This window comes from Pirellulales bacterium (genome assembly GCA_035533075.1).
In the GTDB taxonomy this organism is placed as follows: Bacteria; Planctomycetota; Planctomycetia; order Pirellulales; family JAICIG01; genus DASSFG01.
The window spans coordinates 1-21,507 of record DATLUO010000177.1 but is presented as its reverse complement, the minus strand read 5'-3'; the positions used below and the strand labels follow the sequence as shown (position 1 = coordinate 21,507).

The following is a 21,507-nucleotide window of genomic DNA, read 5'->3' as shown; positions in this document are numbered from 1 at the left end:
GGCTGTGTAACATGGCCGACGGAATGACCGTGGGCGATTTTTAGTTCCGGCCGGTGGACCGTGTCGGCCGGAAGACCCTATCCATGAATGAGGTTTGCACATCAACATGAAGTACTGCTGGATGACCCTGCTGCTTGGCTCGGCCTTGTGTGGTTGCAACAGTTCGAGTGCGGGACCGCCGCAACTCGAGGCGTTTCCCGTCAAAGGCGTGGTGACGCTCGACGGCAAGCCCTTGCCGGGCGCCGAGGTGGTATTTATGACCGGGGAGCCGCCGACGATTTGCGCGGGCCGCACCAACGACGACGGCAGTTATGAGTTGCACGGATTGGCTGGCCGCGACGGTGCGCTGCAGGGCGCTTGCAAGGTCACCATCAGCCGCAGGGTGAAGCCGGACGGAACACCGCTGGGCCCGGACGAGGCCCCGGCCAACGTCGGCGCCGCCGAGCAATTGCCGCCCAAATACTCCCGTTACGACGCCAGCACGCTGTCGGCCAACGTCCCCGCCGACGGCGGGACCTTCGATTTCGCCCTGACGAGCAATTAGCGGCAAACTCACGGCGCGGCTTTCAATTCTGTTTCGTTGACGTCGCCTCGTGACGGGAAGACCGCCCGCGAGATGCAAATCCCTAAGACCTTTTCTTGCCCGCCACGGTCACGTACTCGACGACCGTGAGTGCTCCGACAATCCCGTAGGGCTCGAAAAATGAACGCTCGCTCCGCCGTTGCCAACGCTCCCGCGGCAGGGTGCAAACCGCGGCGTGCCGTGCTGCTCCGGCGGATCACCCGCCCAACGCGGGCTCTCGTAAATCGAGGGCTGGAAACAGTTCGTCGAGGTGCCGCCGCAGGTCGGCGGTGAAGCCCGACTCGTCGAAGCTCAAAAGGGCTTCGACCCGCAGGGTTCCTACGGAAGGATTTCGATTTGCTTCCTTTACATCTCTACTTCCTCCCCCAGGCTTTGCTTGGCGCGATCCCGTTTAGTTGCCCCCTTTAACTGCCCGAAAAGTGCCCGCTTCGGTAAATGGTGACGCGTGCCGGGACAGGACATTCAGTATAGCGATCCATCACGGCGCGTCACGAACTCGTGGCCAAGCGATGTGGCCCGGCGTGCCACTTCCCGGTTCGGGAACGCGCTGCGTAGCTGGCCAGCGGTGCGGAATTGTGGGACAAAGCTGGGCGGGCGGCGTCTTACTTTAGAAGCGACGACGAGCAGGAACACGGCCAAATGTCGGATGTGGCACCGGAACTTCTCGGGCGAGTGTTGGACGAGCATGGCCCGGCGCTGGTGCTCTATGCCCGGCAATGGTGCTCGTCGCCGGAGGACGTGGTCCAGGAGGCGTTGATCCAACTTGCCCGTCAGCGGCAGGCACCTGAGAAGCTCCTGCCCTGGTTGTACCGCGTCGTGCGCAACGGGGCGATCGGCGCAGCCCGCGGCGCTCGGCGTCGGCGAAAGCACGAGACGGTGGCGGCCCAAAGAGCGGACGACTGCTTCGAGCCGGCCGAAGGCGACCGGCTCGATGCCGCCGAGGCGGCACGCTGTCTCGCGACGCTGCCCGTGGAGCAACGCGAGGTGATCGTGGCCCGGCTGTGGGGCGGGCTGTCGTTTCAAGAAATAGGTGACTTGATCGGCACGTCGTCAAGCAGCGCTCATCGCTGGTACGAGGCCGGTCTGGAAGCATTGCGAGAAAGATTGGAACCAACATGCGTCCGCAAGACGAACCTGATGAAGTGAAACGGGCCGATTCTGCATCGGACCATTCTTTGCAGCGCTTCGAGGCCGACCTGGCCGCCTTGAGTCCGCGGGCCGCAGCGTTGGACCGCGACCGCATGATGTTTCTGGCCGGGCAGGCGTCGGCATCGTTGTCTCCAATTGAACCGGGACGCCGCGGTTGGGCCTGGCCGGCGGCATTCTCGGCGATGACGGCCCTGGCCGCCAGCCTGCTGATCGTCGTCGCCCTTCGCCCGGCGCCGAGGGTCGTGGAGAAGATTGTCTACCTAACGCAGGAGAAATCCGAAAAGCCGGCTTGGTCGGACACGAACGAGCGCAAAGCGACTACGACACCCGCGACGTCCGATCGGTTGGCGACCGTTGCGCCGCCTTCCGCGTCGGCCAAGCGATTGGACCAGAGTTATCTCGGTCTTCGCGACCGGGTGTTGGCGATGGGCATCGAGAGTTGGCCTAGCAGCCGGAACTCAGGCGGCAGCGAAGGCGGCGCTCCGGCAAGCTACCGCGACTTGCTCGACAGCTTGTTGCACGATGGTTGACCCAGGCCGCGTACAGTCCACCAACAGTTGTTTCGAACGAAGGATGAGATTTGCAGGGAGATAAATATGCGTATTGGCTTTTATCTTGGCATCGCGATAACGACGGGCCTGCTCGCGGCGACCACCGTGCCCTCGATGACGTTGGGCGACGAGCCGCCGTCGCAAGGGCCGCCGTCGCAAGGCGACGATCGGCCGCCCCCAATTCGCCTATCGATCCATCCGGCGGGCGAGCCGCGTCCGGCGCTGCGATACCGGCTGTTGCCGACGCTGATCGATCTGCGGCCTGGTAATGCGGCGGTCTTCTACAACAAGGCGGCGTTAATGTGGCAGCAACAGGCGGACGCCAAGAACGATGCACAACGTGCCAGCGAATGGGCTGACATGCCGCTCGACAAACTGCCGCGTGCTGAAATGGCGGTCGTGGTTTCCCGCTGGGGCAGCGTGCTCCAGGAGGTCGAGTTGGCGACGCTACGCGAAGAATGCGATTGGCAGATGCCGGTGCGCGAACGGATTCCTTATTCAATTATGCTTCCGGAGCTGCAAGAGCTTCGCAACATCGCGCGTCTGCTAGCAGCCAAAGCGCGTCTGGGAATCGCCGAGGGAAGATACGACGACGCGGTGGCCAGTTTGCGCATGGGTTACGCGGTGGCCCGCCATGCTGCGCGCGGGCCGACGTTGATTCATGCCCTGGTCGGGATAGCCATCGCCAACATCATGACCAATCAGATCCGCGAACTCTCGCAGCAGCCCGATGCCCCGAACCTGTATTGGGCCTTTGCGGTCTTGCCGCGGCCGTTCATCGACTTGGACCGTGCCTACGACTACGAAGCCGACTCGATCTACTTCTGGCATCCCGAATGGCGCGAGATGGAGCGCGAGGGCCGCGGGCCCGCGGAATGGCGCCGCGCCTATGACCAACTCGTCGATGCCATGAACGAGATCGACACCAGGGAATCGAGCCAGGAGCACCGCGTAGCTGTCCTCATCCGAGCGATCAAAGATTATTCTCGCGCCAAGCAGTGGCTGGTCGATTACGGACGGTCGCCCGAGGCCGTCGAGCTGATGACGGTGCAACAGGTCGTCGTGCTCTATACCTTCGGCACTTACAACGATCTGCGAGATCAGATGTTCAAATGGTCGCGCCTGCCGTACCGAGAAGTGCATGAGCAGTTGGCGGCCGCGGAACGATTTCACGAGCAGTCAGCGCGAAGGCGCGAGATCGTGCCGCTCGCGCACTGGCTGCTGCCCGCCATCCAGGCGGCCATGCATGCTCAAACACGGAACGAGCAAGTCTTCGCTCTTTCAAGAACCATCGAGGCCTTGCGGCTCTACGCCGCCGGCCATGACGGGCGGCTGCCGAAGCAACTCGCCGACATCACCGAGGCGCCGGTTCCCGACGATCCTGCGACGGGCGGGCCTTTTACCTACCGGTTGTCGGGCGACACGGCCGTGCTGGAGGGCACCCTGCCGCCAGGATTGCACGTGCGTTATGAAATCACCGTCGCAAGATAGATCACTTATCAACGATGATGCTGTTCCAAACAATAAGAGTAACTGCCATGCCCGTATTCAGATTCGCATTCTTCCTCTTGTGCATTGCGTCGGCCCTGAGGCACCACGCCGCCTACGCCGCTGAGGGGCAGTCCTCGGCGGACCCGTACGCGGAGGCCGCCAAAACGATCGCTCCTTTTGTTGATGAAGACACCATCGCCGTGGCCCACGCCGACCTTTCGCGCATCGACGCCGACAAACTGTTCGCGTTGGCCGAGCCGTTTCTTCCGGCCGGGCACCCCTTGTTTCGCATGAAAGAGGCCGCGAACCCGTGGCTGGAAACCTTTCGGCGGGCCGGAGGCCGCGACCTTTACGTGATCGTCAGCCTGGCCGACGTGCCCGATCAAGGCCCGTTCGTGATTGTGCCTCTTGGCAAGGACGCGGACGAAAAACGGCTCAAAACATTGAGTCCACGAGGGGGAGTCGCGGAGCGCATCGGCGACGTGCTGTTTATCGGCCCTCGTGGCACGCCCGAGCGGTTGGCAACGGCGTCGCCCGCGCGGCGGCCGGAGTTGGCCCGCGCGCTGGCAGCCGTCGGCGACCGCCGGCTTCAAGTGGTTTTCATGCCGAGCGCCGCCGCACGTCGCGTCGTCGAAGAGCTGATGCCGTCGCTTCCCGCCGAGATCGGCGGCGGGCCGATGACCACGCTGACGCGAGGCGCACTGTGGACCGCGCTGGGCGCCGATGTTTCGCCCCAGCCCGCTCTGCGGCTCGTAGTGCAATCGCAAACCATCGACGCTGCCCGGACTTTGAAAGCCTACCTCGCCGGCCTGCTGCGCGAGCGATGGCCGCAGCTCGACAAGCTGGCCGCGACGTTGTTGCCCGACGTACACGACGATCACCTGGTTCTCACACTCGACAGCCAGCAGATCGGACCGCTGGCCGCGGTCATTCGACCCGCGCTGGAGGTTCTGACGAACTCGGCGCGCCGCCGTCAATCAACCAATCAGCTCAAGCAAATTGGACTTGCCATGCACACGTACGCCGATGTCAACAAGCACTTTCCGCCGGCGGCGATTGCCGATGCCCAAGGACGGCCGCTGTTGAGCTGGCGCGTAGCGGTGCTGCCCTACTTAGAGCATAACGCGCTCTACAAAGAGTTTCATCTCGATGAGCCATGGGACAGCGAGCACAACCGCAAGCTCGTCGAACGCATGCCCGACGTCTATCGTTCTCTTGGTTCGACGGCGGCCGGCGACCGCACATCCTACGTCGTAGCCGTCGGGCCGGGATCGGTGTTCGAAGGGAAAGCCGGGGCGGGCTTCGGAGAAATCACGGACGGCACCAGCAATACCGTCATGGCCATCGAGATGGGCGACGAGCAGGCCGTCATCTGGACGAAGCCCGATGACTACTCGTTCGATCCCCAGCATCCGTCGGCCGGCTTGACGACACCGTACTCCGGTGGACGGCTGTTTCTCTTTTGCGACGGCCACGTGAGCTTCGTCACGCAACCGCTGGAGGATGAAACATTGCGCCGGCTGATGGTGCGGAACGACGGCAAGGATCCGGGCGTGCAATAGCGAGGATGCTTTACGGGCTGATCCGTAGGGTGGGGCCAGCGAGCTTGCGAGCGCCGGCCCACCGTTGAAGGGTTCAGGGTTCAGGAAAAATCGAATTGACCGTCGACTGTCGCCTGATGCTTGATGGTGGGCCGGCGCTCGCAAGCTCGCTGGTCCCACTCTACACGGCCTTACTGAACCCTGAACCCTTTCACGCCGGCGCTCGCAAGCTCGCTTTTTCCACCCTACAGTTCCAACGGCAACGTCACCGCGACACCCGAAGCCGCACTGCGGGCGACGGCCTCGGTGAACTCCATATACTGCACGCCGGTGGCAAAGTCGCACAACTCGACCTGCCGCTGGCGGCGAATCGCGCCGATGAATTCCGCCTCGACGTCCCAGGCCATCGCCTGGTCTGCGGGAACCTCGATCTCGCGCAGGCCCGTTTCGCCGCGCCGCGCGCCAAGCAGACGGTCTTGGGGCGAAAGCTCATAACGCAACACCCCTTCGCTGCCGTACAAATGGACCTGCGTTCCCATGCCGAACCGGGCCACGCCGCTGATATGGTAGACGGCGTGCGCGCCGCCGCTCAGCGCGGCAAGCACCTGCACGCTGTCGGGCGTCCCCACCCGTCGCCAGAGGCCGGTGGCCGGGTCGAGCCGCTCGCCCACATAGGCCCGCACTTGGGCCAACACCCGCACCGGCTGCGGCGCCCAGCGCATGACGGTCTCGTGGACGATGCCCAAGGTCAACATGTTCAAGCCCGACAACTCGCGGACTTGCCGCCAGCCGATCGGCGTCTCGGCGTCGGCCAACTGTTCGCCGGCGGCGAAGACCAGCAGCTCCCGCAGCTCGCCGATGAAGCCGGAGCGGAGCAGATCCAGCACCACGCGATGGGCACGCAAACCGAACGGGCTGGGCACGACTTGGCAGACCAGCTCCGGGTGATTGCGGCTGGCCGCGAGCATCTGGTGCGCCTCAGCCGCGTTCATCGCCATACGCGCCTCGGTCAGCACGTGCTTGCCGGCCTCCAGCGCGGCCAACGTGATCGGGCAGTGCAAATAGGGCCAGGTGCCGATCACCACCGCGTCGATCTCCGGGTCGGCCACCAGGTCTTGCCAATGCTCGTAGGTCTTGGCGATGCCGAACTCGGCGGCTGCGGCGGAAGTTGAGTCGGGCCGGCGATTGCAGACCGCCGTCACTTCGACGTCCGCGCAGGCCCGCAGACCAGGAACATGGCGCAGCCGGGAATTGCCGCCCAGACCGATGATGCCGACGCGAAGGAAGTCGTGAGCCATGATGGCTCCCATTGTACGCCCTGCCGAAATAGGCGATAGGCGGGTCATTCGACAAGGCCCCAGGCGAGACATGGATGGCGGTGGGCGTTGCCCGGCGGCGACTCGCTGGCTGAATTGCTCGACCGGCGACATCGGCGTGACCAAGCTGGCGCCCGCGCTCATGCCGTTGGTCGCGCGGTGGCAACGGGCAGCGGGAGAAGAGGCGGAGAAGCTGAAGGCCCAGTGCGTCGAATTCGCGTCGATCATGATCGACCGCTGGCCTGAAAACACGTATGTCGCCAGAGTCCCGGAGCAACATGCTCCGCACGAATTGCTGCCTCTGCTCGAGTTGCTCGACGATACGACGTTGATTCGCGCCTTTCTGAGCAAGGTCCTGGTCAAGGATGTTTCCGTCGATCCGGGCAAGGCCCTGGCGGAGGTTTGCGCCAAATATGGCTGGCTCACGTTTCGCCCGGAGCTGACCGTCTTGTTCGCGAGCACCGTCCGAGAAACGCTGCTGCGCAACGCGCGGCTGCTCGAACAACTCTGTCTGGCACGAGGCGACGGCGAACAGGAGCGAATGCAACTATGTGTCCCGCTGGCCAACGAGCTGGTTTCGGCCTTGCAGCGGACCGACGGGGAAACGAAAGCGGACGACTGGCGCGCCGGCGAGCTCAACCGTGCCGGGCTGCTTGCTTCGTTGGCCAAATCGTTGATTGCCATCGACGAATCCGCGTTGTTGGCGCGCGTTGTCGAGCATGCCTTCGCCACGCCGACGTGGTATTGCTTGACCAAGGCCCATCTCGCGGCCGTGTCGGGCCTTCGTCCGTGGCTCGAGGAACATGTGACGAAGCCAAATGCCGGATTGTCGAAATGGATCGCCGCTTGCCGCGAAAAGCTGCAAACGCGCACGGCGACTCCGCCCAAAAAGCCCGGCAACCTTCGCCGACCTGCGGAGCTCACCTGCAAGTGCGCCGATTGTTCGGCCTTAAAGATGTTTTTGCAGAACGCCGACGAAGCAGTCTATCGCTTTCGCGCGAGGCAAGATCGCCGCTCGCACGTGGAGCTGGTGATTCGGCAAAACCGCTGCGACGTCGATTGCGCGACCGACCGCCGGGGGTCGCCCCAGACGCTCGTTTGCACGAAGAATGCCGCGTCGTTTGAACGGAGCCTGGAGGCATACCGCCGCGACGAAGAGCATTTGGCGATGCTTCGCGCACTGGACGAGAGCTTGCCGTAGCCGCCAAGGGCACGTCGTGCGCCCTATCAAGATCCCCGGGAAGGTAAAGCAGACACCCTTCCCTGAAAGAGTATCTGGTGTCAAGGGCCTCCCGGTGATTTTTGTGGGCGGTCTCCTCGCTCGAGGCATTGCGTCTCGTTAAAATGAACTTGGACTGGGCAGCTGGTGAAATCCACCGCCGGCGATCGCTTTTCACTTGGCCAGGGCGGCCGCCGCGGCGTGCAGCGCCTTGCGCATGGCGCTGCCGTCGCTGTTCGGCAGTCCGACACGCTGCAAAAGCAGGATGGTGTAGACGCCCTTCGTCGGATCGAGCCAGACTTGCGTGCCATAAGCGCCGCCGTGGCCGAAACTGCCCGGCGAAAGGTGCTCCGTCACGCCGCGGGCTTCTTTCACGATCCCGAAGCCGTAACCCCAGCCGCTGCCATCGACGAAGCCGGCCTTCAGGTCGCCCGTGTGAATGGTCGTCATGTCGGCCAGCGTTTTTTCGCCGATGATCCTGCGGCCATTGAGCGTGCCGCCATTGAGCAGGCACTGATAGAGTTTTGCCAGGTCGTCCCCCGTGCTGAACAGGCCGCCCGCCGGCACCGGATGCTTGGCAACGGTGGCGTAGTCGAGCACGCCGCCGGGCCTGGCCACGAGCTTGTCGCTCTCCTTGCCGTACGTGACCGCCAGCCGTTTAAGCTGTTCCGCCGAAGGATACGGCGTGGTGTCGAACATGCCCAACGGCTCGAAGATGTTCCTGGCAAGATACGAATCGTAAGTCATGCCCGACACGACTTCGACGATTCTGCCCAGCGTGTCGATGCCGGGGTTGCAATAACTCCAGCGGCTGCCTGGCTCGAAGGTCAGCGGCAGTTGGCTGATGGCGATGGTGGTTTCGCTCAGCGTGCGGTTGCGCTTCTGATAGACGTCGGCCAGACCGGCCGGATAGTTCGGCAGCCCGGAGGTGTGCGTCAGCAGGTCCTTCACGGCAACGGGCCTGGGCGGCTTTTTCAGCGTTACGGCGTCGCCTTCTTTCGAGGCCGTCAAAAGCTGCCCTTTGAATTCGGGCAGGTAATTCTCGACCGGGTCATCGACCTTGACCTTGCCTTGCTCGACGAGCTGCATGACGGCCAGGGCCGTAATCGGCTTGGTCATCGACGCGATGCGAAAGATGCTGTCGCGCCGCATGGGGATTCTGTTTTCCAGGTCGGCCATGCCGAGCACCTGAACATCGACGACGCCCTGTTTGTTGCCGACGACCGTCACCAGCCCCGCCACGTCGCGGTTATCGACGAACGCTTGCATGGCCGCCTTGACGGTCTCCGACTGGGCGGCAACGGCTCCCACCGGGAGCAAACTGAAAAACAGGCACGGGAGAACGGCCGAACGAATCCACATGGTAGGTCTCTCAAAGGCGCATAAAAAGCGACGCATGACGGACTCTATCTTAAACAACCCCCCCGCCCAAACAACAGAAACAGAATGGCGTTGGCGGGCCAAGCTCGGCCCCAGCCACCGCTTTCCGTCTTTTTTCTTGGACTTTACCGCCCGCTTCGAGTACAGTACACGAAGCTAGGCGACTTGCCCGTCGTCCTGCGCGCCCATTTCCAAGCTCGTTGAAGAAGAGGAACTCTAGCGATGTTGTCCGTCTCACTGCTGTCGAAACCGTTGCGGGGTTTGTCGCCGATCGCCGTCGGGCTTGTTCCGGCAGTGCTGATTCCGGCAGTGCTGATCGCCTCGTTATTGGCCGAACCGGCTTCGTCTTTGGCCGCGCGGCGCACACGACGCGGTGCCAAGCCCGCGGCCGGCGCAGCGGCGGCCCAACAAGCAACGTCCGCGTCGCGCCGCTACGCCAAAGCGGGCCAGTACAACCCCAGCGACGAGACGGTCGAGATGTTCGAGGCGCTGGATGCCGGCAAGATTGCCGTGAGGTTCATTCCCAAGGATTCGACCCAGGGCCGCATCTTCATCAAGAACAAAAGCGGCAAGCCGCTGAATGTGCGCTTGCCCGCGGCGTTCGCCGCCGCGCCCGTGCTGGCCCAAATGGGCATGGGCGGCATGGGTATGGGAGGCATGGGTGCCGGGGGTGGCGGCGGTGGACAGGGGATGGGCGGGGGAGGCGGAGGCATGTTCAACGTCCCGGCGGATAAGGAAGGGAACGTCCGAGTGCCGTGCGTCTGCCTGGAACACGGCAAGCCCGAGCCAAGGCCGCAGATGACGTATTCCATCAAGCGGGTTGAGTCGTTCACCACCAAGCCGGGCGTGGCCGAGTTGTTGACCGAGCTCGACCCCAGCGGGATGAACCAACGCGCGGCCCAAGCGGCAGCCTGGCACCTGAACAACGGCATGAGTTGGGAGCAACTGGCCGGCAAACGGATCGAGCGGGCCGACGGAAGCAGTTATCCCTATTTCTTGCCCGAAGAACTCCGTGGGGGCATCGAGCTGGCCGACCGGGCCGTCGCGGCCGCCGCAGCGGCAAAGAAAGTCCAGCCCAAGCAACCGAGTCCTGGTGAAACGGCCGCCAAGGACCGTTAATCGCCGGCCGCGGTTCGAACGATACTCTGAATGTCTTCCGACGCCGACCTGCACCACGCGCCACCGTCTTCGGCAACGCAGACCGATCGCGTATCCCATGGTCCGCACTCCCCGGCCCAAGAAGTCGCGTCGCCGCCCGACCCGCCGATGACGCTGATCCGTCCCCAGACCGGCTGGCAGGCCATCGGCTTTCAAGAGCTTTGGAAGTACCGCGAGCTGCTCTACTTTCTGACCTGGCGCGACGTGAAGGTGCGCTACAAACAGACCGTACTGGGGGCGGCCTGGGCCGTCTTGCAGCCCGCACTGATGATGCTGGTATTCAGCATCTTTTTCGGCCGCCTGGCCAAGGTCGATACGGGCGGGCTGCCTTATCCGCTGTTCGTGTTTGCCGGCCTCTTGCCATGGACGTTCTTCGCCACCGCCGTCAGCAACGCGGGCAACAGCGTGGTAGGATCGGAGCGGTTGATCACCAAGGTTTACTTTCCACGATTGATCATCCCCTTCGCGTCCGTGGCTGCCGCGGTGTTTGATTTGCTGGTTGCCTTCAGCATGCTCGCCGTCCTGATGCTTTGGTACCGAGTGCCGGCAACCTGGGGCTTGCTTATTGCACCGGGGCTGCTCACACTGCTGCTCTTGACCGCCCTGGGCGGCGGCGCCTTGTTGGCCGCCCTCAACGTGGCCTATCGCGATTTCCGCTACGTCATCCCCTTCCTCGTGCAGCTTTGGATGTTCGCCACGCCGACGATTTACATGCACATCGCCGCAGGTGCGGAGCGATCGTCGATCGTAAGTGATTGGCTGCTGTATGCGAATCCGCTGACGGGCCTGATCGCCGCGTTTCGCGCATCCGTACTGGGCACCCCGGTCTCGCTGGCCGCGCTGGCCTGGTCGGCCGGCGCGGCGGTCGTCATGTTCGCTGTGGGCTGCCTCTATTTTCGCCGCGTGGAGGACTCGTTCGCCGACATCATTTGAATGCCCCAACCAGCCATCTCCATCCGCAATCTCGGCAAGCGTTATCGCCTTTCGCATTCCGGCCAGCGCGCCGGTTACCGCACGCTCCGCGAGAGCCTTTCGCGCGCGGCGACGGCCCCCCTGCGGCGCCTGCGCGGACAGCGCGGCGAAACGAGCGAAGAGTTTTGGGCGCTGGAGAACGTCAGTTTCGACGTCCGCCCGACCGAAGTCCTGGGCGTCATCGGCCGCAATGGGGCGGGCAAAAGCACACTGCTGAAAATCCTTTCGCGGATCACCAAACCGACCGCCGGCGAAGTGGCGCTCCGCGGCCGCGTGGGCAGTTTGCTCGAAGTCGGCACCGGCTTCCATCCGGAGTTGACCGGAAAGGAGAACATCTTTCTCAACGGCGCCATTCTCGGCATGAGCCGCCGCGAAATCCTCGACAAATTCGATGCCATCGTCGATTTCGCCGGGACCGAGCGGTTTCTGGATACGCCCGTCAAGCATTATTCCAGTGGTATGTCGATGCGCCTGGCCTTCGCCGTGGCGGCACAGTTGGAGCCGGAGCTGCTGCTCATCGACGAGGTGCTGGCGGTCGGCGATGGCGATTTCCAAAAGAAGTGCCTGGGCCGAATGGGCGATCTGGCGACCGCCGGCAGAACACTCGTCTTCGTGAGCCATAACCTGACCGCGGTCCGCACACTTTGCCAGACTGCCGTTTGGCTGGAGCGCGGCCGCGTGAAAATGCACGGCCACGTCAACGACGTCGTGAATGGCTACATCGAGTCGGCCGAGTGCCTGGCCAGCCAACGGGTCTGGGATTCGGTGGAAGCCGCGCCCGGCAACGAGCTGTTGCGTTTGCACCGCGTGTGTGTGGCCCCCAGCGGGTCTTCGCCGGCCAAGAGCATTTCGGTCGATACGCCGATCGATATCGACTTCGAGCTGTGGAACCTGACTTCTCAAGCAACCCTGAATTTGAGCCTGGTGCTGTACAGCCTCGAAGGAACGTGTATTTTTAACTCGATCGCTCCGGCTGCGACCGTTGGCCGGGGCTTGTTTCGAGGACGTTGTCACGTGCCGGGTAACTTGTTGAACGACGGCGTCTATAGTATTCGGTTGCTGGCGGCAAAGGACCAGGCGAGCGTGATTTTCGACATGTCCGACCTGGCAACGTTCGAAGTTCACGACGTGGAGCGGCCGATTCTTTGGTTCGGCAAGCTTGTCGGAGCCGTGCGCCCGCAGCTCGATTGGCAAGTCGGACCGCTCGGCACGGAGTCGCCGCGCGGATGAAAGACCCTTGGACGCCGAGAACGTCATGCTCAAGCTAGTCCGGCGAACGCTTCGGCCTGAGTGGAGGGCGTGGAATGCGGCCCGCTATGCCGGCCGCCTGGCCTTGGCGCGCCGCGCCTTGCGGCGGTTTGCACCTCCCTACAAGATCAACGCGGGCTGCGGCCCAATACCCTTTGCGGGCTGGGTCAACATCGACAACAACCGCGAGCTGGACACGGTCGACCTGTTTTGGGATTTGTCGCAAGGACTGCCGACGCCCGACGCCACGTGCGAGGTGGTTTTCTCGGAACATGTGTTGGAGCACCTGAGTTTGCAGCAAGGCTTGAGCTTCCTGCGAGATTGTCGCCGTTCGCTTGTTTCGGGCGGCGTGTTGCGCATCGCCATGCCTTCGCTCGACGACATGATCGAAAAATCGGCCAGCGGGAATTGGCGCGACCAGTCGTGGCTGCACGAGCCGCAATGGCAGTTCATCGCCTCGCGCGCCGAGATGTTCAACATCATGTTTCGCTGGTGGGGACACCAATGGATCTACGACCGCGAAGAGCTTCATCGCCGGCTTCGCGAGGCCGGCTTCGAAACGGTCCGCGACGTGGCCTGGGGAGAGAGCGCGGCGGAATGTCTGCGAAACCGCGAGACCCGGCCCAGCTCGCTCTTGATTTGCGAGGCCGTAAAAACCTCGCCGCCATGATTCGCGGCCCTGCACTTGAGGAGCAAGCCCATGACCGATGGCCGCGATTTTTCCTCGCCGCCCGGCGGAACGACGCCTTATGACGACGCTTTCTTCGATCGCTTGCAGCAAGGCGCCCTGCGTTCGGCAGCCGTCGTGGTGCCGCATTTAATGCGCTGGATCTCGCCGCAGAGCGTCGTGGACATCGGCTGCGGACGGGGCGCCTGGCTGAGCGTCTTCCAGCAACACGGCGTCGAGACGCTCCTCGGGGTCGACGGGCCCTACGTCGAACGCGAGCGTCTCGCCATCCCGCAAGAATGCTTTCGCGAAGCCAACCTCGATGGCCCGCTCTCGCTCGAGGGGAGCTTTGATTTGGCCTTATGCCTAGAGGTTGCGGAGCACCTGAACTGGCGGCACGGCCCGGGCCTGGTGACGAAGCTGGCGTCGCTGGCGCCGTTCGTGCTGTTTTCGGCCGCTGTGCCCGGCCAGAGCGGCGTGCATCACGTGAACGCCCAATGGCCGTGGTACTGGGTGAACCTGTTTCGTGAGAGAGGTTTTCAGTGCCTCGACGTCGTACGGCCAAAAATCTGGCGCGACACCGGGGTTGACTTTTTTTACCGCCAAAACACGTTCCTGTTTGCCTCTTCGGCCGGACTGGAGCGACGGCCCCATTTGCTCGAGGAGGAAGCCTTCTCGTTCGATGATCTGCAGTTGATCCATGCCGGCATTCTGGGCCAGTTTCAAGGCGTGCGCGGGCTGCTGGCGCACCTGCCTGGCGCCCTCCGCCGCGCCATCACTAACCGTTTGACGTTGAAAGGGCGTCATTGGGGGAGCCCGTTTCCGTGAGCCGGCAAAGAGCGTCCCCGTACAACCTACGGCTCTGTCGTTCGTCGATTGATGGATGCAGCGGTAGGATGGGACCGGACTGCGCAAAAACTCGCGGCCTACGAGCGTGTACTGATGCCAGGACGAGTTGGCCTTCCGAGACGCGCCGAACGACAGGCCGGGCGAGCTGTTCGTGTACTTCATCGAAGCGCGCGAAGCGCTGCGCGTGAAGATCGGAGTGGCGCGCGACCCGCAGGCGCGGTTGGCGCAATTGCAGACGCGTCGGGCGCGCGGCTCAGCCTGCTGGGCCGCGTGCGGGGCGGCCGCGCGTTCGAAGCGGCGCCGCACCAGCGGTTCGCCGAGTTGCGCATCCACGGCGAGTGGTTCCGCCTCACGGACGGGCTGCGGCGCGCCATCGCCCGGATCGTGGCGGACCCGTACGTCGAGGTGGGAACGGCTGCGGGGAGAACGGAGTTCCGCGAGCGTGATCCGAGGCGTCGGCTCGTTCCCGATCACCGCTCAGGCATCCTCTGACTTCACATCGGCGATGGCCTGCAAAAAGTCGTTGGCCGTGGCGAAGCGCTTTTCCGGCTCGCGCTCGACGCAGCGCATGATGGCCTGGGCCAGCACCGGCTCGATCTGAGGGCGGTAACGCTCGATTTCGACGGGGGCATGTTCCGCATGCTTCATGGCCACCAGACCGGTCTCGCCCCGCTCCCACGGCAGGTTGCCGGTGCAGATTTCATAGGCGCTGACGCCAAAGGCGAACAGGTCGAGCCGCTGGTCGGTGGGCTGCCGCCTGACCAGTTCCGGGGCCATGTAGTTGGGGTTGCCGGTGCGGTTGCCCGGCTGCATGAAGGGCGGCGTGGCCGGCACCGTCAGTCCGAAGTCGATCAGTTTGAGGTTGTCGCCCTGCGGATCGGCCATGAAATTACGCGGGCAGATGTCGCGATGGATGAAGCCGGCGTCGTGAACCGCTTGCACCGCCTCGGCCGCCTGTCGCAGAATCGGCACGCGGCGTCCCTTCAACAACGGGCTGCGGCCGATGATCAGCAAATCGAGGCCCGGCCCGTCGATAAATTCCATCACCACAAACCGCTCGCCGCGGGACGTGGTTCCGTGCTCGACCAATTTGACGATCCGCGGATGGTCGAGCTTGCCGAGAATCTCGCCCTCGGTCGGCTTGTTCAGGCCTTTGAAGCGGGCCTCGAACTCGGCCGTTTTCTTGGGGTCGAGTATCTTCAGGCCGACCAGCTTGCCGGTCTGCTTGTCGCGGGCCTTGTAGAAAGTCGACATGGTGCCGGAGGTGATTTCGCGCAGCACCTCGTACTTGGCGCGGACGTCCACCCGGCCGCCGGAAAGCATCGACTTGAACTGGTCGAGCAGACCCATTTACTTCCCGCAATAGTCGATGGCCCGCGCGATTTCGCTTTTCAAATCGCTGCGGCGCACGATGCGGTCGATAAACCCATGTTCCAGCAAGAACTCGCTGGTCTGAAAGCCCTTGGGCAGCTCCAAGCGCAGGGTGGCCTGGATGGTGCGCGGGCCGGCGAAGCCGATCAGGGCCTTCGGCTCGGCGAAGATCAAATCGCCCAGCGAGGCGAAGCTGGCCGCCACGCCGCCCATCGTCGGGTTGGTGAGCACCGAGATGAACAGCCCGCCGGCCTGATCGTAACGGGCAAGGGCGGCCGAGATTTTGGCCATCTGCATCAACGAGAGGATGCCTTCGTGCATCCGCGCCCCTCCGCCCGACCCGCTGACGATGATCAGCGGCAACTGCTGCTGGGTGGCCCGTTCGACCAGCCGGGTCAGCTTTTCGCCCACTACCGAGCCCATGCTGCCCATGATGAAGGCCGAGTCGGTCACGCCGAAGGCGACCCGCCGGGCACGCACCATTCCCATGCCGGTGATTGCGGCGTCGCGCAGCCCGGTGCGGGCCTGCTCGGCACTCAGCCGCTCGGCATACGGCTTTTTGTCGGCGAACTCCAGGGGATCGGTGGGCAGCAACTCGGCGTCCCACTCTTCGAACGTGCCTTCGTCGAGAAGCTGGCGGATGCGCTCCTGTGCCGAGACATAGAAGTGGTAGTCGCAGCCCGGCTCGGGGCAGACTCCCAGGCGTTTTTCAACTTCCTTGCGGAACACCATTCCCTGGCAGCCGGGGCAACGCTGCCACAGTCCTTCGGGCACGCCGCGTTTTTTTCGCGTCATGTTGGCTTGTCCGGCCTGGGCGTCGGGGGTGGTTACGTCGGAGCTGCTGGTGGTGGTTGCCATGGTTCATCTCTCAACTGCTATGCGCCAAACTCCGCGGTTCGACCTCGATAACCTCCCAGGTGCCGTGGACCGTTCCTGCCCGCCATAGGTCGCCTACGTCGGTCTGCTCCAAATAGGCCCGCAGCAGGCTGGCCAGCGGCTCCGGCACCACCAGGCCCACCGTACCATGCTTGTGTTTTCTGAGCAATTTCTTGACGACCGCACGCACCCGCTCTTGGGCCTCGTTGAGCGTTTCGCCGCCGGGCGGGCAGACGCTCTCCGGCTGGTCTTGCCACTGCCGGTAGACCTTCGGCTGCTTGCGCTTGATCTCTTCGACCAGCATCCCCTGCCACAAGCCGTGGTCGAGGTTCTGACAACCTTCGAGCGGCTTGACCTTGATGCCCAGGGCTGTGGCGATGGCGTTGGCCGTCTCCAGGGCGTGCTCGCAGCCGGACGAATAGATCGCATCGATCTCCATGCCCGACAGCTCGCCGCTGATTCGGGCTGCTTCGCTGGTTCCTTCTCGGCTGAGGGGCACTTCCAGGACGCCTTGAATGCGTCCTTGCTGCGCATACTCGGTGGCGCCGGGACGAATAAGAACGATGCGGACCATCGCGTTTCCGGTTATCCTCCGCGGTGAGAATGGGCCAGGCTCGTCAAATCGGCGAGCGCGGCCTGATAGTCGGGATGCTTGAAAATGCCGGAGCCGATCACCAACAGTTGCGCGCCGGCCGCCGCACATTGAGGCACCGTCTGCTGGTTTACGCCGCCGTCGATCTCCAACAACACGTCGTCGCCCACCCGCGTCCGCAACTCGCGCAGCTTGTCGAGGGCCACCGGCTCAAACTCCTGCCCCCCAAAGCCGGGCATGACGCTCATCACCAGCACCAGGTCGCAGACATCGAGGCAGTGGCGGATTTTCTCGACCGGCGTGGGCGGATTGATGGCCAGACCCGCCGCGGCCCCCAGGCTGCGGATCTTTTCCAATACGGGCCGAGGATTCTCGACCGCTTCGGCGTGAATCGTCATGCCGTGGGCCCCCGCCTCGAAATACCGTTCGACATAGTCGCCGGGGTTCGAGATCATCAGGTGGACTTCCAGCGGCAGCGTGGTCATCTTGGAAAACGCCTCGACCAGGGTCAGCCCGTAGCTGAGGTTGGGCACGAAATGGCCATCCATCACGTCGAGGTGCAAGGCGTGCGCCCCGGCGTCGCGCAGACGGTCGACCTCCTCTTGCAAGTGGCCCCAGTCGCACATCAGAATCGACGGCAAGACGGCCGGGGCGACGGCACGCAGGGCAGACAGGTAGTTTCGGCGTGACATAGGCGAACCGGACGGAATCGGTTCTTTGCTCGATCGGCCGGCAATGAGTTCAAACAAGATTGCGGACTTGTATTGTATCAAACCCGGCTTGCCTAGTCTGCGCGGAATGCGGGATGGTTCTAAAGCCTTGCTGGAAAGCGACTTGCGATACACTACCGGCCTGCCACGTCGGCCGCGGGCGGGATGGGCCGCAGATACGGCCGCATCTTTTCCAGCGTCTTGGGTCCGATGCCGCGCACGCGGCGCAACTCGGAGTGGTCGAGGAACGGCCCTCGCTCTTGACGGCTGGTCACGATGCGTTGAGCCAGCGTCTGGCCGATACCGGGCAACTGGGCCAGCTCAGGCCAATCGGCCTGATTCACATCGACCAGGAACCGCGCGATCCGCTTCGGCTCGCGATCGATCTCAATCATCCGGCCGTCCATCCCTCCTTGCCGATACCACCAGGCCGTCATGGAGACGAGCGCCGCCAGCAGCAGGGCGCCGACCGTCGCCTGGTCGGCCCTTTTCAGCAGCCAGGGCGGCGTTTCGCGGGTTGGCGGGCGGTCGGCGGGCATCGTGCCGGCCATTATAGCATTGTTTCCGATGGTTTTCGTTCTGAGTTTGGTAACGAATGTAAGGTGGGGCCAGCGAGCTTGCGAGCGTTGGCCCACCGTCGTCAGGCATCAGGCATCAGGCGTCAGGTTGCCTTTCCTGATGCCTGACGCCTGAAACCTGACGCCTCAAATCGGTGGGCCGGCGCTCGCTAGCTCGCTGGCCCCACCTTACGATGCCGCTGGCTGACAATTCGCAAGCTACGATTCGGTAGGACCGCGACAGCAAAAAGGCGCTCGACTTCCAATCGTCGCCGGCCATGACGTTGCCGGCAGCCGAATCGGTTGAAGCAGGAAACATCGATGTCCGCGTTGTTTATTATGGTAGTTGTCAACCTCATGCTGGGCGCCCTATTGGGGGCCGCCGGCATGTATGGGGTGCAAGTGTGGCTCTCTCGCCAACGAGTCGAGGCCGCATCGCCGGCGACGCCCGACAATGCTCCGTCGACCGCCCAGGCGCCCGAGTCGCCCTCGCAGCAGCAAGCGAGCTGGCTGACCGCGTTGATGCAGAAGGTCGAGGGCGATCTAAACCGGCATGCCTTCGAGGTCGACGAGATTGCTCAGGAATTGGGCGACACCTCGCCCGACGATCCCGAAGCGATTCTGGCCGCGGCCGCCACGATGCTGGTGGCCAACCGGCGCTTGCAAGCCGACTTGGCCATGTCCCAGCAAGAAGTCGAGCAGCAACGGCGGAAGGCCGATGCGCTGGCCGCCGAATCGCGCACCGACGCCCTCACCGGGCTGCCGAACCGCCGCAGCTTCGACGAAGAACTGCTCCGTCGGATCGACCAGTGGCGGCGGCACAAGGTGCCCGTCTCGCTGCTGTTGGTCGACATCGACCGTTTCAAGCAGATCAACGACCGCTACGGGCACCCGGTGGGCGATGCCGCGCTGAAGTGGGTGGCCGGCCTGCAGGCGAGTTCCCTTCGGCAGATGGACCTGGCGGCGCGTTACGGCGGGGAAGAGTTCGCAGTGATTCTGCCCGGTATCAAGTTGTCGGACGCAAGCAATGTCGCCGAGCGATTGCGGGGCACGATCGCCGCCAAGAAGTTCCAGGAAGGGGAGCACGAGTTTCCGGTGACGGTGAGCATTGGCGTGGCGATGACGGTCTCCGAAGACCAGCCGGCCGCGCTGATCAAGCGGGCCGATGAAGCTCTGTATGCGGCCAAGCACAACGGTCGAAACTGCGCTTTTCTGCACGACGGCGGCGCGGCGATGCAGATCAAGCCGGACCAAAATCTTGTGCGGCACGCGTTCGACACATTGCAGCAGGTGGCCAAATACGGTGGCGGCACAGGGATTCCCCCGCCAAGCGCGTTCGTCGCCATGCGGGCCAGCGACATCTCGGCCAAAGGCATCTCGTTCGTCTGTGATTCGCCGCCGGACTGTCAAGCGTTTGTAGTGCGGCTGGGGGTGGGAGAGAAGGCGCGGTACATGGTGGCCAACATCGCCAACGTGACGGCCCTCTCGCAGGACGAGCCGGTGCAGTATCGCGTGGGATGCGCGTTCGTGGCCCGGCTGGAGGCCGACGACGCCGCGGAGGCTGCCGAAGAGCGGGATCTGGTAGCGTGTTAGGGGTTGGGGGTTGGCGGTTGGGGGTTGGCGACACGCGTGTCGCTTTTGTTTTGCGCCGTCTCGACCGTGATCATGACGGGCCGCGCGCGCAAAACAAAAGCGCCGTGCGCGCGGCGCCTTTGTTTTGCGCGCCGTGTCCGCGCGACAGGGCGCCCGCCCGTCTGCATCGCCGTAAAGTATTGTGCATAAATGGTTTACAGAGAACGCAGGCGCACTTGTCGTCTCGGTGCCGCGCAGGGCGATCTCGCGGTCGAGGCTGGAGCACGCCCAATCCCCCCAACCCCCAGCCCCAATATGTTTGACTCGCAGCCACTGGCGCACTAGAGATCCTTGGACAAACCCCAAGGGCAGCGGCGAGAGTGGTCACGAGTCTCCTACTCTTCACAGCCGGAGTGTTTTGGATCTGCGGCGCGATCGGCGCGGCAATCTGGCTGCTGACACGCCGCCATGCCTGTCGGGCCGCCGCGACTCACTCCGCGGGCGCCTCGTGCGATCACAGCCGCCACGCCGAAGTGGGCGGCGCCGAAGCCGTCGGGCGGTGCAACAAGGCGGGCAACCCGGACTCGGACGCAGCCGTCCTCAACCCCGTTGGTGTACCGTCCGAATCACAACGGTCGAAAACCCGGCGCCCGGATCATGCCGATGTGGGGGCAAGACTTCGCGACGGCGCAGCGGGGCCATCGAGCGACCCGGTTCTCCAAGTCGCGCCGCGTTCGCTACGGTATCCCTACCCTTGCCGCCAGTGGGCTGCGCCTTATCGCGAGGGACGCCCGCCGCAAGTCGACGATTTTTCGCCGGTCGAGTGCCACGAGCTTTACGACAACGGCATCTCCTTCTACACGTCGTCCGTCTGCGAGACAGACGCCGTGGCGGTTTCGCTGGGCACGCGAGGCACGCTGATTTTCATGCTCGCTCAAGTGGTCCGCAGGCAGCTCCCGCCCGGTCCACAATCGGCCAGGACGCTCTGGGAGTGCCAGTTCATCCGTCGCCTTTATGACGACGCCGAGGGCTGGGCCTCGGCTCTCGGATCAGTCCGGGCACCCGAGGGCGCGGAGACGAAGTAAGCCGTAGTTGGCTATAGATGGGTAAAGAGCGGGGACGCCTCGAAAGGGTTAAGGTTGAGTTATTGTTGTAACCAACCCGAAACCCTGTTTTTAGGAGGTCGTCCCCGTGAGCAAGAGCAAAGCCTATCGTTCGACGGAAGTCAAGCATGTGCAGTTGGAAGACGTTTTGGCGAAGGCGTCGTCTGGTCCGGTAATCGTGGGAGTGGATGTCGGGAAGTTTGAGGCCTTCGCCGTGGTGCGCTTTCAGGATGGGTCGTTCGAGCGGCCGTGGAAGACGACCCTGGACGAGATTCTGGCGTCGGCGGGCAGCAGCTGCGGCGCCGAGCAGAACGCCCACGACGTCAAAGCCGTGCAGGATTACGCTCAAGCGGCGTTGGCTGGCTTGCGTGAAGCGAAAGCCTGTGATGTTGTCCCGGCCACCTTCCTCCCACCCTGAGCGTATCGCAAGACAACGCCAGCCGTAGTTTCGAGGGGCCGTGGCAGCATGACTCGGTAAAATCTCCGATGTAGCCAATTCGATGGCCCCTGTCAGAGGCGGTACATCCCAGGAAAAAGGTTGGAGCTACCCGACCCGTAACTGCCCGGCATCACGGCGCAACCACAACGACGACCCGTTTGAT

The 21,507-nt window shown here is 63.6% G+C and carries 21 protein-coding genes; 14 read left to right on the top strand and 7 right to left on the bottom strand.

All coding sequences use genetic code 11. The features are described 5' to 3' along the window. Positions 1 to 121 precede the first annotated feature (121 nt). The 5 genes from VNH11_22210 (at position 122) to VNH11_22190 (ending at position 5,336) form a co-directional block, all read left to right on the top strand. Positions 122 to 544, top strand: a complete 423-nt coding sequence (locus tag VNH11_22210; protein HVA49093.1) for a hypothetical protein — start codon at positions 122 to 124, stop codon at positions 542 to 544. A gap of 678 nt (positions 545 to 1,222) precedes the next feature. Continuing rightward, positions 1,223 to 1,729, top strand: a complete 507-nt coding sequence (locus tag VNH11_22205; protein HVA49092.1) for a sigma-70 family RNA polymerase sigma factor — start codon at positions 1,223 to 1,225, stop codon at positions 1,727 to 1,729. After that, on the top strand, positions 1,699 to 2,262 hold the full coding sequence (locus VNH11_22200; GenBank protein HVA49091.1) for a hypothetical protein: 564 nt from the start codon (positions 1,699 to 1,701) through the stop codon (positions 2,260 to 2,262). Before VNH11_22205 ends, VNH11_22200 begins: the two co-directional genes overlap by 31 nt. A gap of 66 nt (positions 2,263 to 2,328) precedes the next feature. Continuing rightward, positions 2,329 to 3,774, top strand: a complete 1,446-nt coding sequence (locus VNH11_22195) for a hypothetical protein (GenBank protein ID HVA49090.1) — start codon at positions 2,329 to 2,331, stop codon at positions 3,772 to 3,774. A gap of 47 nt (positions 3,775 to 3,821) precedes the next feature. Next, positions 3,822 to 5,336: a DUF1559 domain-containing protein gene (locus VNH11_22190; GenBank protein HVA49089.1), complete on the top strand. Its 1,515-nt coding sequence runs from the start codon at positions 3,822 to 3,824 to the stop codon at positions 5,334 to 5,336. Between the two features lie 224 nt (positions 5,337 to 5,560). Here VNH11_22190 and VNH11_22185 read toward each other — a convergent pair whose 3' ends face one another. Further along, positions 5,561 to 6,613 (bottom strand): Gfo/Idh/MocA family oxidoreductase, encoded by a 1,053-nt coding sequence (locus VNH11_22185; protein ID HVA49088.1) that lies wholly within the window; start codon positions 6,611 to 6,613, stop codon positions 5,561 to 5,563. Between VNH11_22185 and VNH11_22180 the strand changes: the two genes are divergently transcribed. Further along, positions 6,612 to 7,832 (top strand): hypothetical protein, encoded by a 1,221-nt coding sequence (locus tag VNH11_22180; protein ID HVA49087.1) that lies wholly within the window; start codon positions 6,612 to 6,614, stop codon positions 7,830 to 7,832. The genes VNH11_22185 and VNH11_22180 overlap by 2 nt on opposite strands. Before the next feature lie 192 nt (positions 7,833 to 8,024). Here the strand turns inward: VNH11_22180 and VNH11_22175 are convergent, their stop codons facing one another. Next, positions 8,025 to 9,212, bottom strand: coding sequence for a serine hydrolase domain-containing protein (locus VNH11_22175; protein ID HVA49086.1), 1,188 nt, complete (start codon positions 9,210 to 9,212; stop codon positions 8,025 to 8,027). Positions 9,213 to 9,452: 240 nt separating this feature from the next. Here VNH11_22175 and VNH11_22170 point away from each other — a divergent pair, with 240 nt between their 5' ends. Genes VNH11_22170 through VNH11_22150 form a run of 5 tightly spaced genes read left to right on the top strand, consistent with a single transcriptional unit; the run spans position 9,453 to position 14,103 of the window. Then, positions 9,453 to 10,349 (top strand): hypothetical protein, encoded by an 897-nt coding sequence (locus VNH11_22170; GenBank protein ID HVA49085.1) that lies wholly within the window; start codon positions 9,453 to 9,455, stop codon positions 10,347 to 10,349. A gap of 30 nt (positions 10,350 to 10,379) precedes the next feature. Beyond that, positions 10,380 to 11,321: an ABC transporter permease gene (locus tag VNH11_22165; protein ID HVA49084.1), complete on the top strand. Its 942-nt coding sequence runs from the start codon at positions 10,380 to 10,382 to the stop codon at positions 11,319 to 11,321. After that, the gene (locus tag VNH11_22160; GenBank protein ID HVA49083.1) at positions 11,322 to 12,590 is read left to right on the top strand and encodes an ABC transporter ATP-binding protein; all 1,269 of its coding nucleotides are present in this window, start codon (positions 11,322 to 11,324) and stop codon (positions 12,588 to 12,590) included. A gap of 25 nt (positions 12,591 to 12,615) precedes the next feature. Next, positions 12,616 to 13,278, top strand: coding sequence for a methyltransferase domain-containing protein (locus VNH11_22155; GenBank protein ID HVA49082.1), 663 nt, complete (start codon positions 12,616 to 12,618; stop codon positions 13,276 to 13,278). Between the two features lie 30 nt (positions 13,279 to 13,308). Then, complete coding sequence (locus tag VNH11_22150; GenBank protein ID HVA49081.1) at positions 13,309 to 14,103, top strand: methyltransferase domain-containing protein; 795 nt, start codon at positions 13,309 to 13,311, stop codon at positions 14,101 to 14,103. A 498-nt stretch (positions 14,104 to 14,601) separates the two neighbouring features. Here the strand turns inward: VNH11_22150 and VNH11_22145 are convergent, their stop codons facing one another. From VNH11_22145 to VNH11_22125, 5 genes are all read right to left on the bottom strand, one after another. Next, positions 14,602 to 15,474: a serine/threonine-protein kinase gene (locus VNH11_22145; protein ID HVA49080.1), complete on the bottom strand. Its 873-nt coding sequence runs from the start codon at positions 15,472 to 15,474 to the stop codon at positions 14,602 to 14,604. Beyond that, positions 15,475 to 16,353 carry an acetyl-CoA carboxylase, carboxyltransferase subunit beta gene (gene accD, locus VNH11_22140; protein HVA49079.1) on the bottom strand — a complete coding sequence of 293 codons (879 nt, stop codon included), beginning with the start codon at positions 16,351 to 16,353 and terminating at the stop codon, positions 15,475 to 15,477. It abuts the gene before it with no gap. Positions 16,354 to 16,363: 10 nt separating this feature from the next. Continuing rightward, entirely contained in the window at positions 16,364 to 16,945 is a 582-nt protein-coding gene (locus VNH11_22135; protein HVA49078.1) for a histidine phosphatase family protein, read from the bottom strand. Between the two features lie 11 nt (positions 16,946 to 16,956). Next, positions 16,957 to 17,655, bottom strand: a complete 699-nt coding sequence (gene rpe / locus VNH11_22130) for a ribulose-phosphate 3-epimerase (GenBank protein ID HVA49077.1) — start codon at positions 17,653 to 17,655, stop codon at positions 16,957 to 16,959. A 152-nt stretch (positions 17,656 to 17,807) separates the two neighbouring features. Continuing rightward, positions 17,808 to 18,224 (bottom strand): helix-hairpin-helix domain-containing protein, encoded by a 417-nt coding sequence (locus VNH11_22125; GenBank protein ID HVA49076.1) that lies wholly within the window; start codon positions 18,222 to 18,224, stop codon positions 17,808 to 17,810. Between the two features lie 327 nt (positions 18,225 to 18,551). Between VNH11_22125 and VNH11_22120 the strand changes: the two genes are divergently transcribed. The 3 genes from VNH11_22120 (at position 18,552) to VNH11_22110 (ending at position 21,323) form a co-directional block, all read left to right on the top strand. Then, on the top strand, positions 18,552 to 19,823 hold the full coding sequence (locus VNH11_22120; GenBank protein HVA49075.1) for a GGDEF domain-containing protein: 1,272 nt from the start codon (positions 18,552 to 18,554) through the stop codon (positions 19,821 to 19,823). 644 nt (positions 19,824 to 20,467) lie between these two features. After that, complete coding sequence (locus VNH11_22115) at positions 20,468 to 20,887, top strand: hypothetical protein (GenBank protein ID HVA49074.1); 420 nt, start codon at positions 20,468 to 20,470, stop codon at positions 20,885 to 20,887. 106 nt (positions 20,888 to 20,993) lie between these two features. Beyond that, positions 20,994 to 21,323: a hypothetical protein gene (locus VNH11_22110; protein ID HVA49073.1), complete on the top strand. Its 330-nt coding sequence runs from the start codon at positions 20,994 to 20,996 to the stop codon at positions 21,321 to 21,323. Positions 21,324 to 21,507 lie beyond the last annotated feature (184 nt).

Bases quoted from the DNA above. Each gene is read 5' to 3' on its own strand.
- VNH11_22210 (HVA49093.1), top strand. From the start codon at position 122: ATGACCCTGCTGCTTGGCTCGGCCTTGTGTGGTTGCAACAGTTCGAGT.
- VNH11_22205 (HVA49092.1), top strand. From the start codon at position 1,223: ATGTCGGATGTGGCACCGGAACTTCTCGGGCGAGTGTTGGACGAGCAT.
- VNH11_22200 (HVA49091.1), top strand. From the start codon at position 1,699: ATGCGTCCGCAAGACGAACCTGATGAAGTGAAACGGGCCGATTCTGCA.
- VNH11_22195 (HVA49090.1), top strand. From the start codon at position 2,329: ATGCGTATTGGCTTTTATCTTGGCATCGCGATAACGACGGGCCTGCTC.
- VNH11_22190 (HVA49089.1), top strand. From the start codon at position 3,822: ATGCCCGTATTCAGATTCGCATTCTTCCTCTTGTGCATTGCGTCGGCC.
- VNH11_22180 (HVA49087.1), top strand. From the start codon at position 6,612: ATGATGGCTCCCATTGTACGCCCTGCCGAAATAGGCGATAGGCGGGTC.
- VNH11_22185 (HVA49088.1), bottom strand. From the start codon at position 6,613: ATGGCTCACGACTTCCTTCGCGTCGGCATCATCGGTCTGGGCGGCAAT.
- VNH11_22175 (HVA49086.1), bottom strand. From the start codon at position 9,212: ATGTGGATTCGTTCGGCCGTTCTCCCGTGCCTGTTTTTCAGTTTGCTC.
- VNH11_22170 (HVA49085.1), top strand. From the start codon at position 9,453: ATGTTGTCCGTCTCACTGCTGTCGAAACCGTTGCGGGGTTTGTCGCCG.
- VNH11_22165 (HVA49084.1), top strand. From the start codon at position 10,380: ATGTCTTCCGACGCCGACCTGCACCACGCGCCACCGTCTTCGGCAACG.
- VNH11_22160 (HVA49083.1), top strand. From the start codon at position 11,322: ATGCCCCAACCAGCCATCTCCATCCGCAATCTCGGCAAGCGTTATCGC.
- VNH11_22155 (HVA49082.1), top strand. From the start codon at position 12,616: ATGCTCAAGCTAGTCCGGCGAACGCTTCGGCCTGAGTGGAGGGCGTGG.
- VNH11_22150 (HVA49081.1), top strand. From the start codon at position 13,309: ATGACCGATGGCCGCGATTTTTCCTCGCCGCCCGGCGGAACGACGCCT.
- VNH11_22145 (HVA49080.1), bottom strand. From the start codon at position 15,474: ATGGGTCTGCTCGACCAGTTCAAGTCGATGCTTTCCGGCGGCCGGGTG.
- accD (HVA49079.1), bottom strand. From the start codon at position 16,353: ATGGCAACCACCACCAGCAGCTCCGACGTAACCACCCCCGACGCCCAG.
- VNH11_22135 (HVA49078.1), bottom strand. From the start codon at position 16,945: ATGGTCCGCATCGTTCTTATTCGTCCCGGCGCCACCGAGTATGCGCAG.
- rpe (HVA49077.1), bottom strand. From the start codon at position 17,655: ATGTCACGCCGAAACTACCTGTCTGCCCTGCGTGCCGTCGCCCCGGCC.
- VNH11_22125 (HVA49076.1), bottom strand. From the start codon at position 18,224: ATGGCCGGCACGATGCCCGCCGACCGCCCGCCAACCCGCGAAACGCCG.
- VNH11_22120 (HVA49075.1), top strand. From the start codon at position 18,552: ATGTCCGCGTTGTTTATTATGGTAGTTGTCAACCTCATGCTGGGCGCC.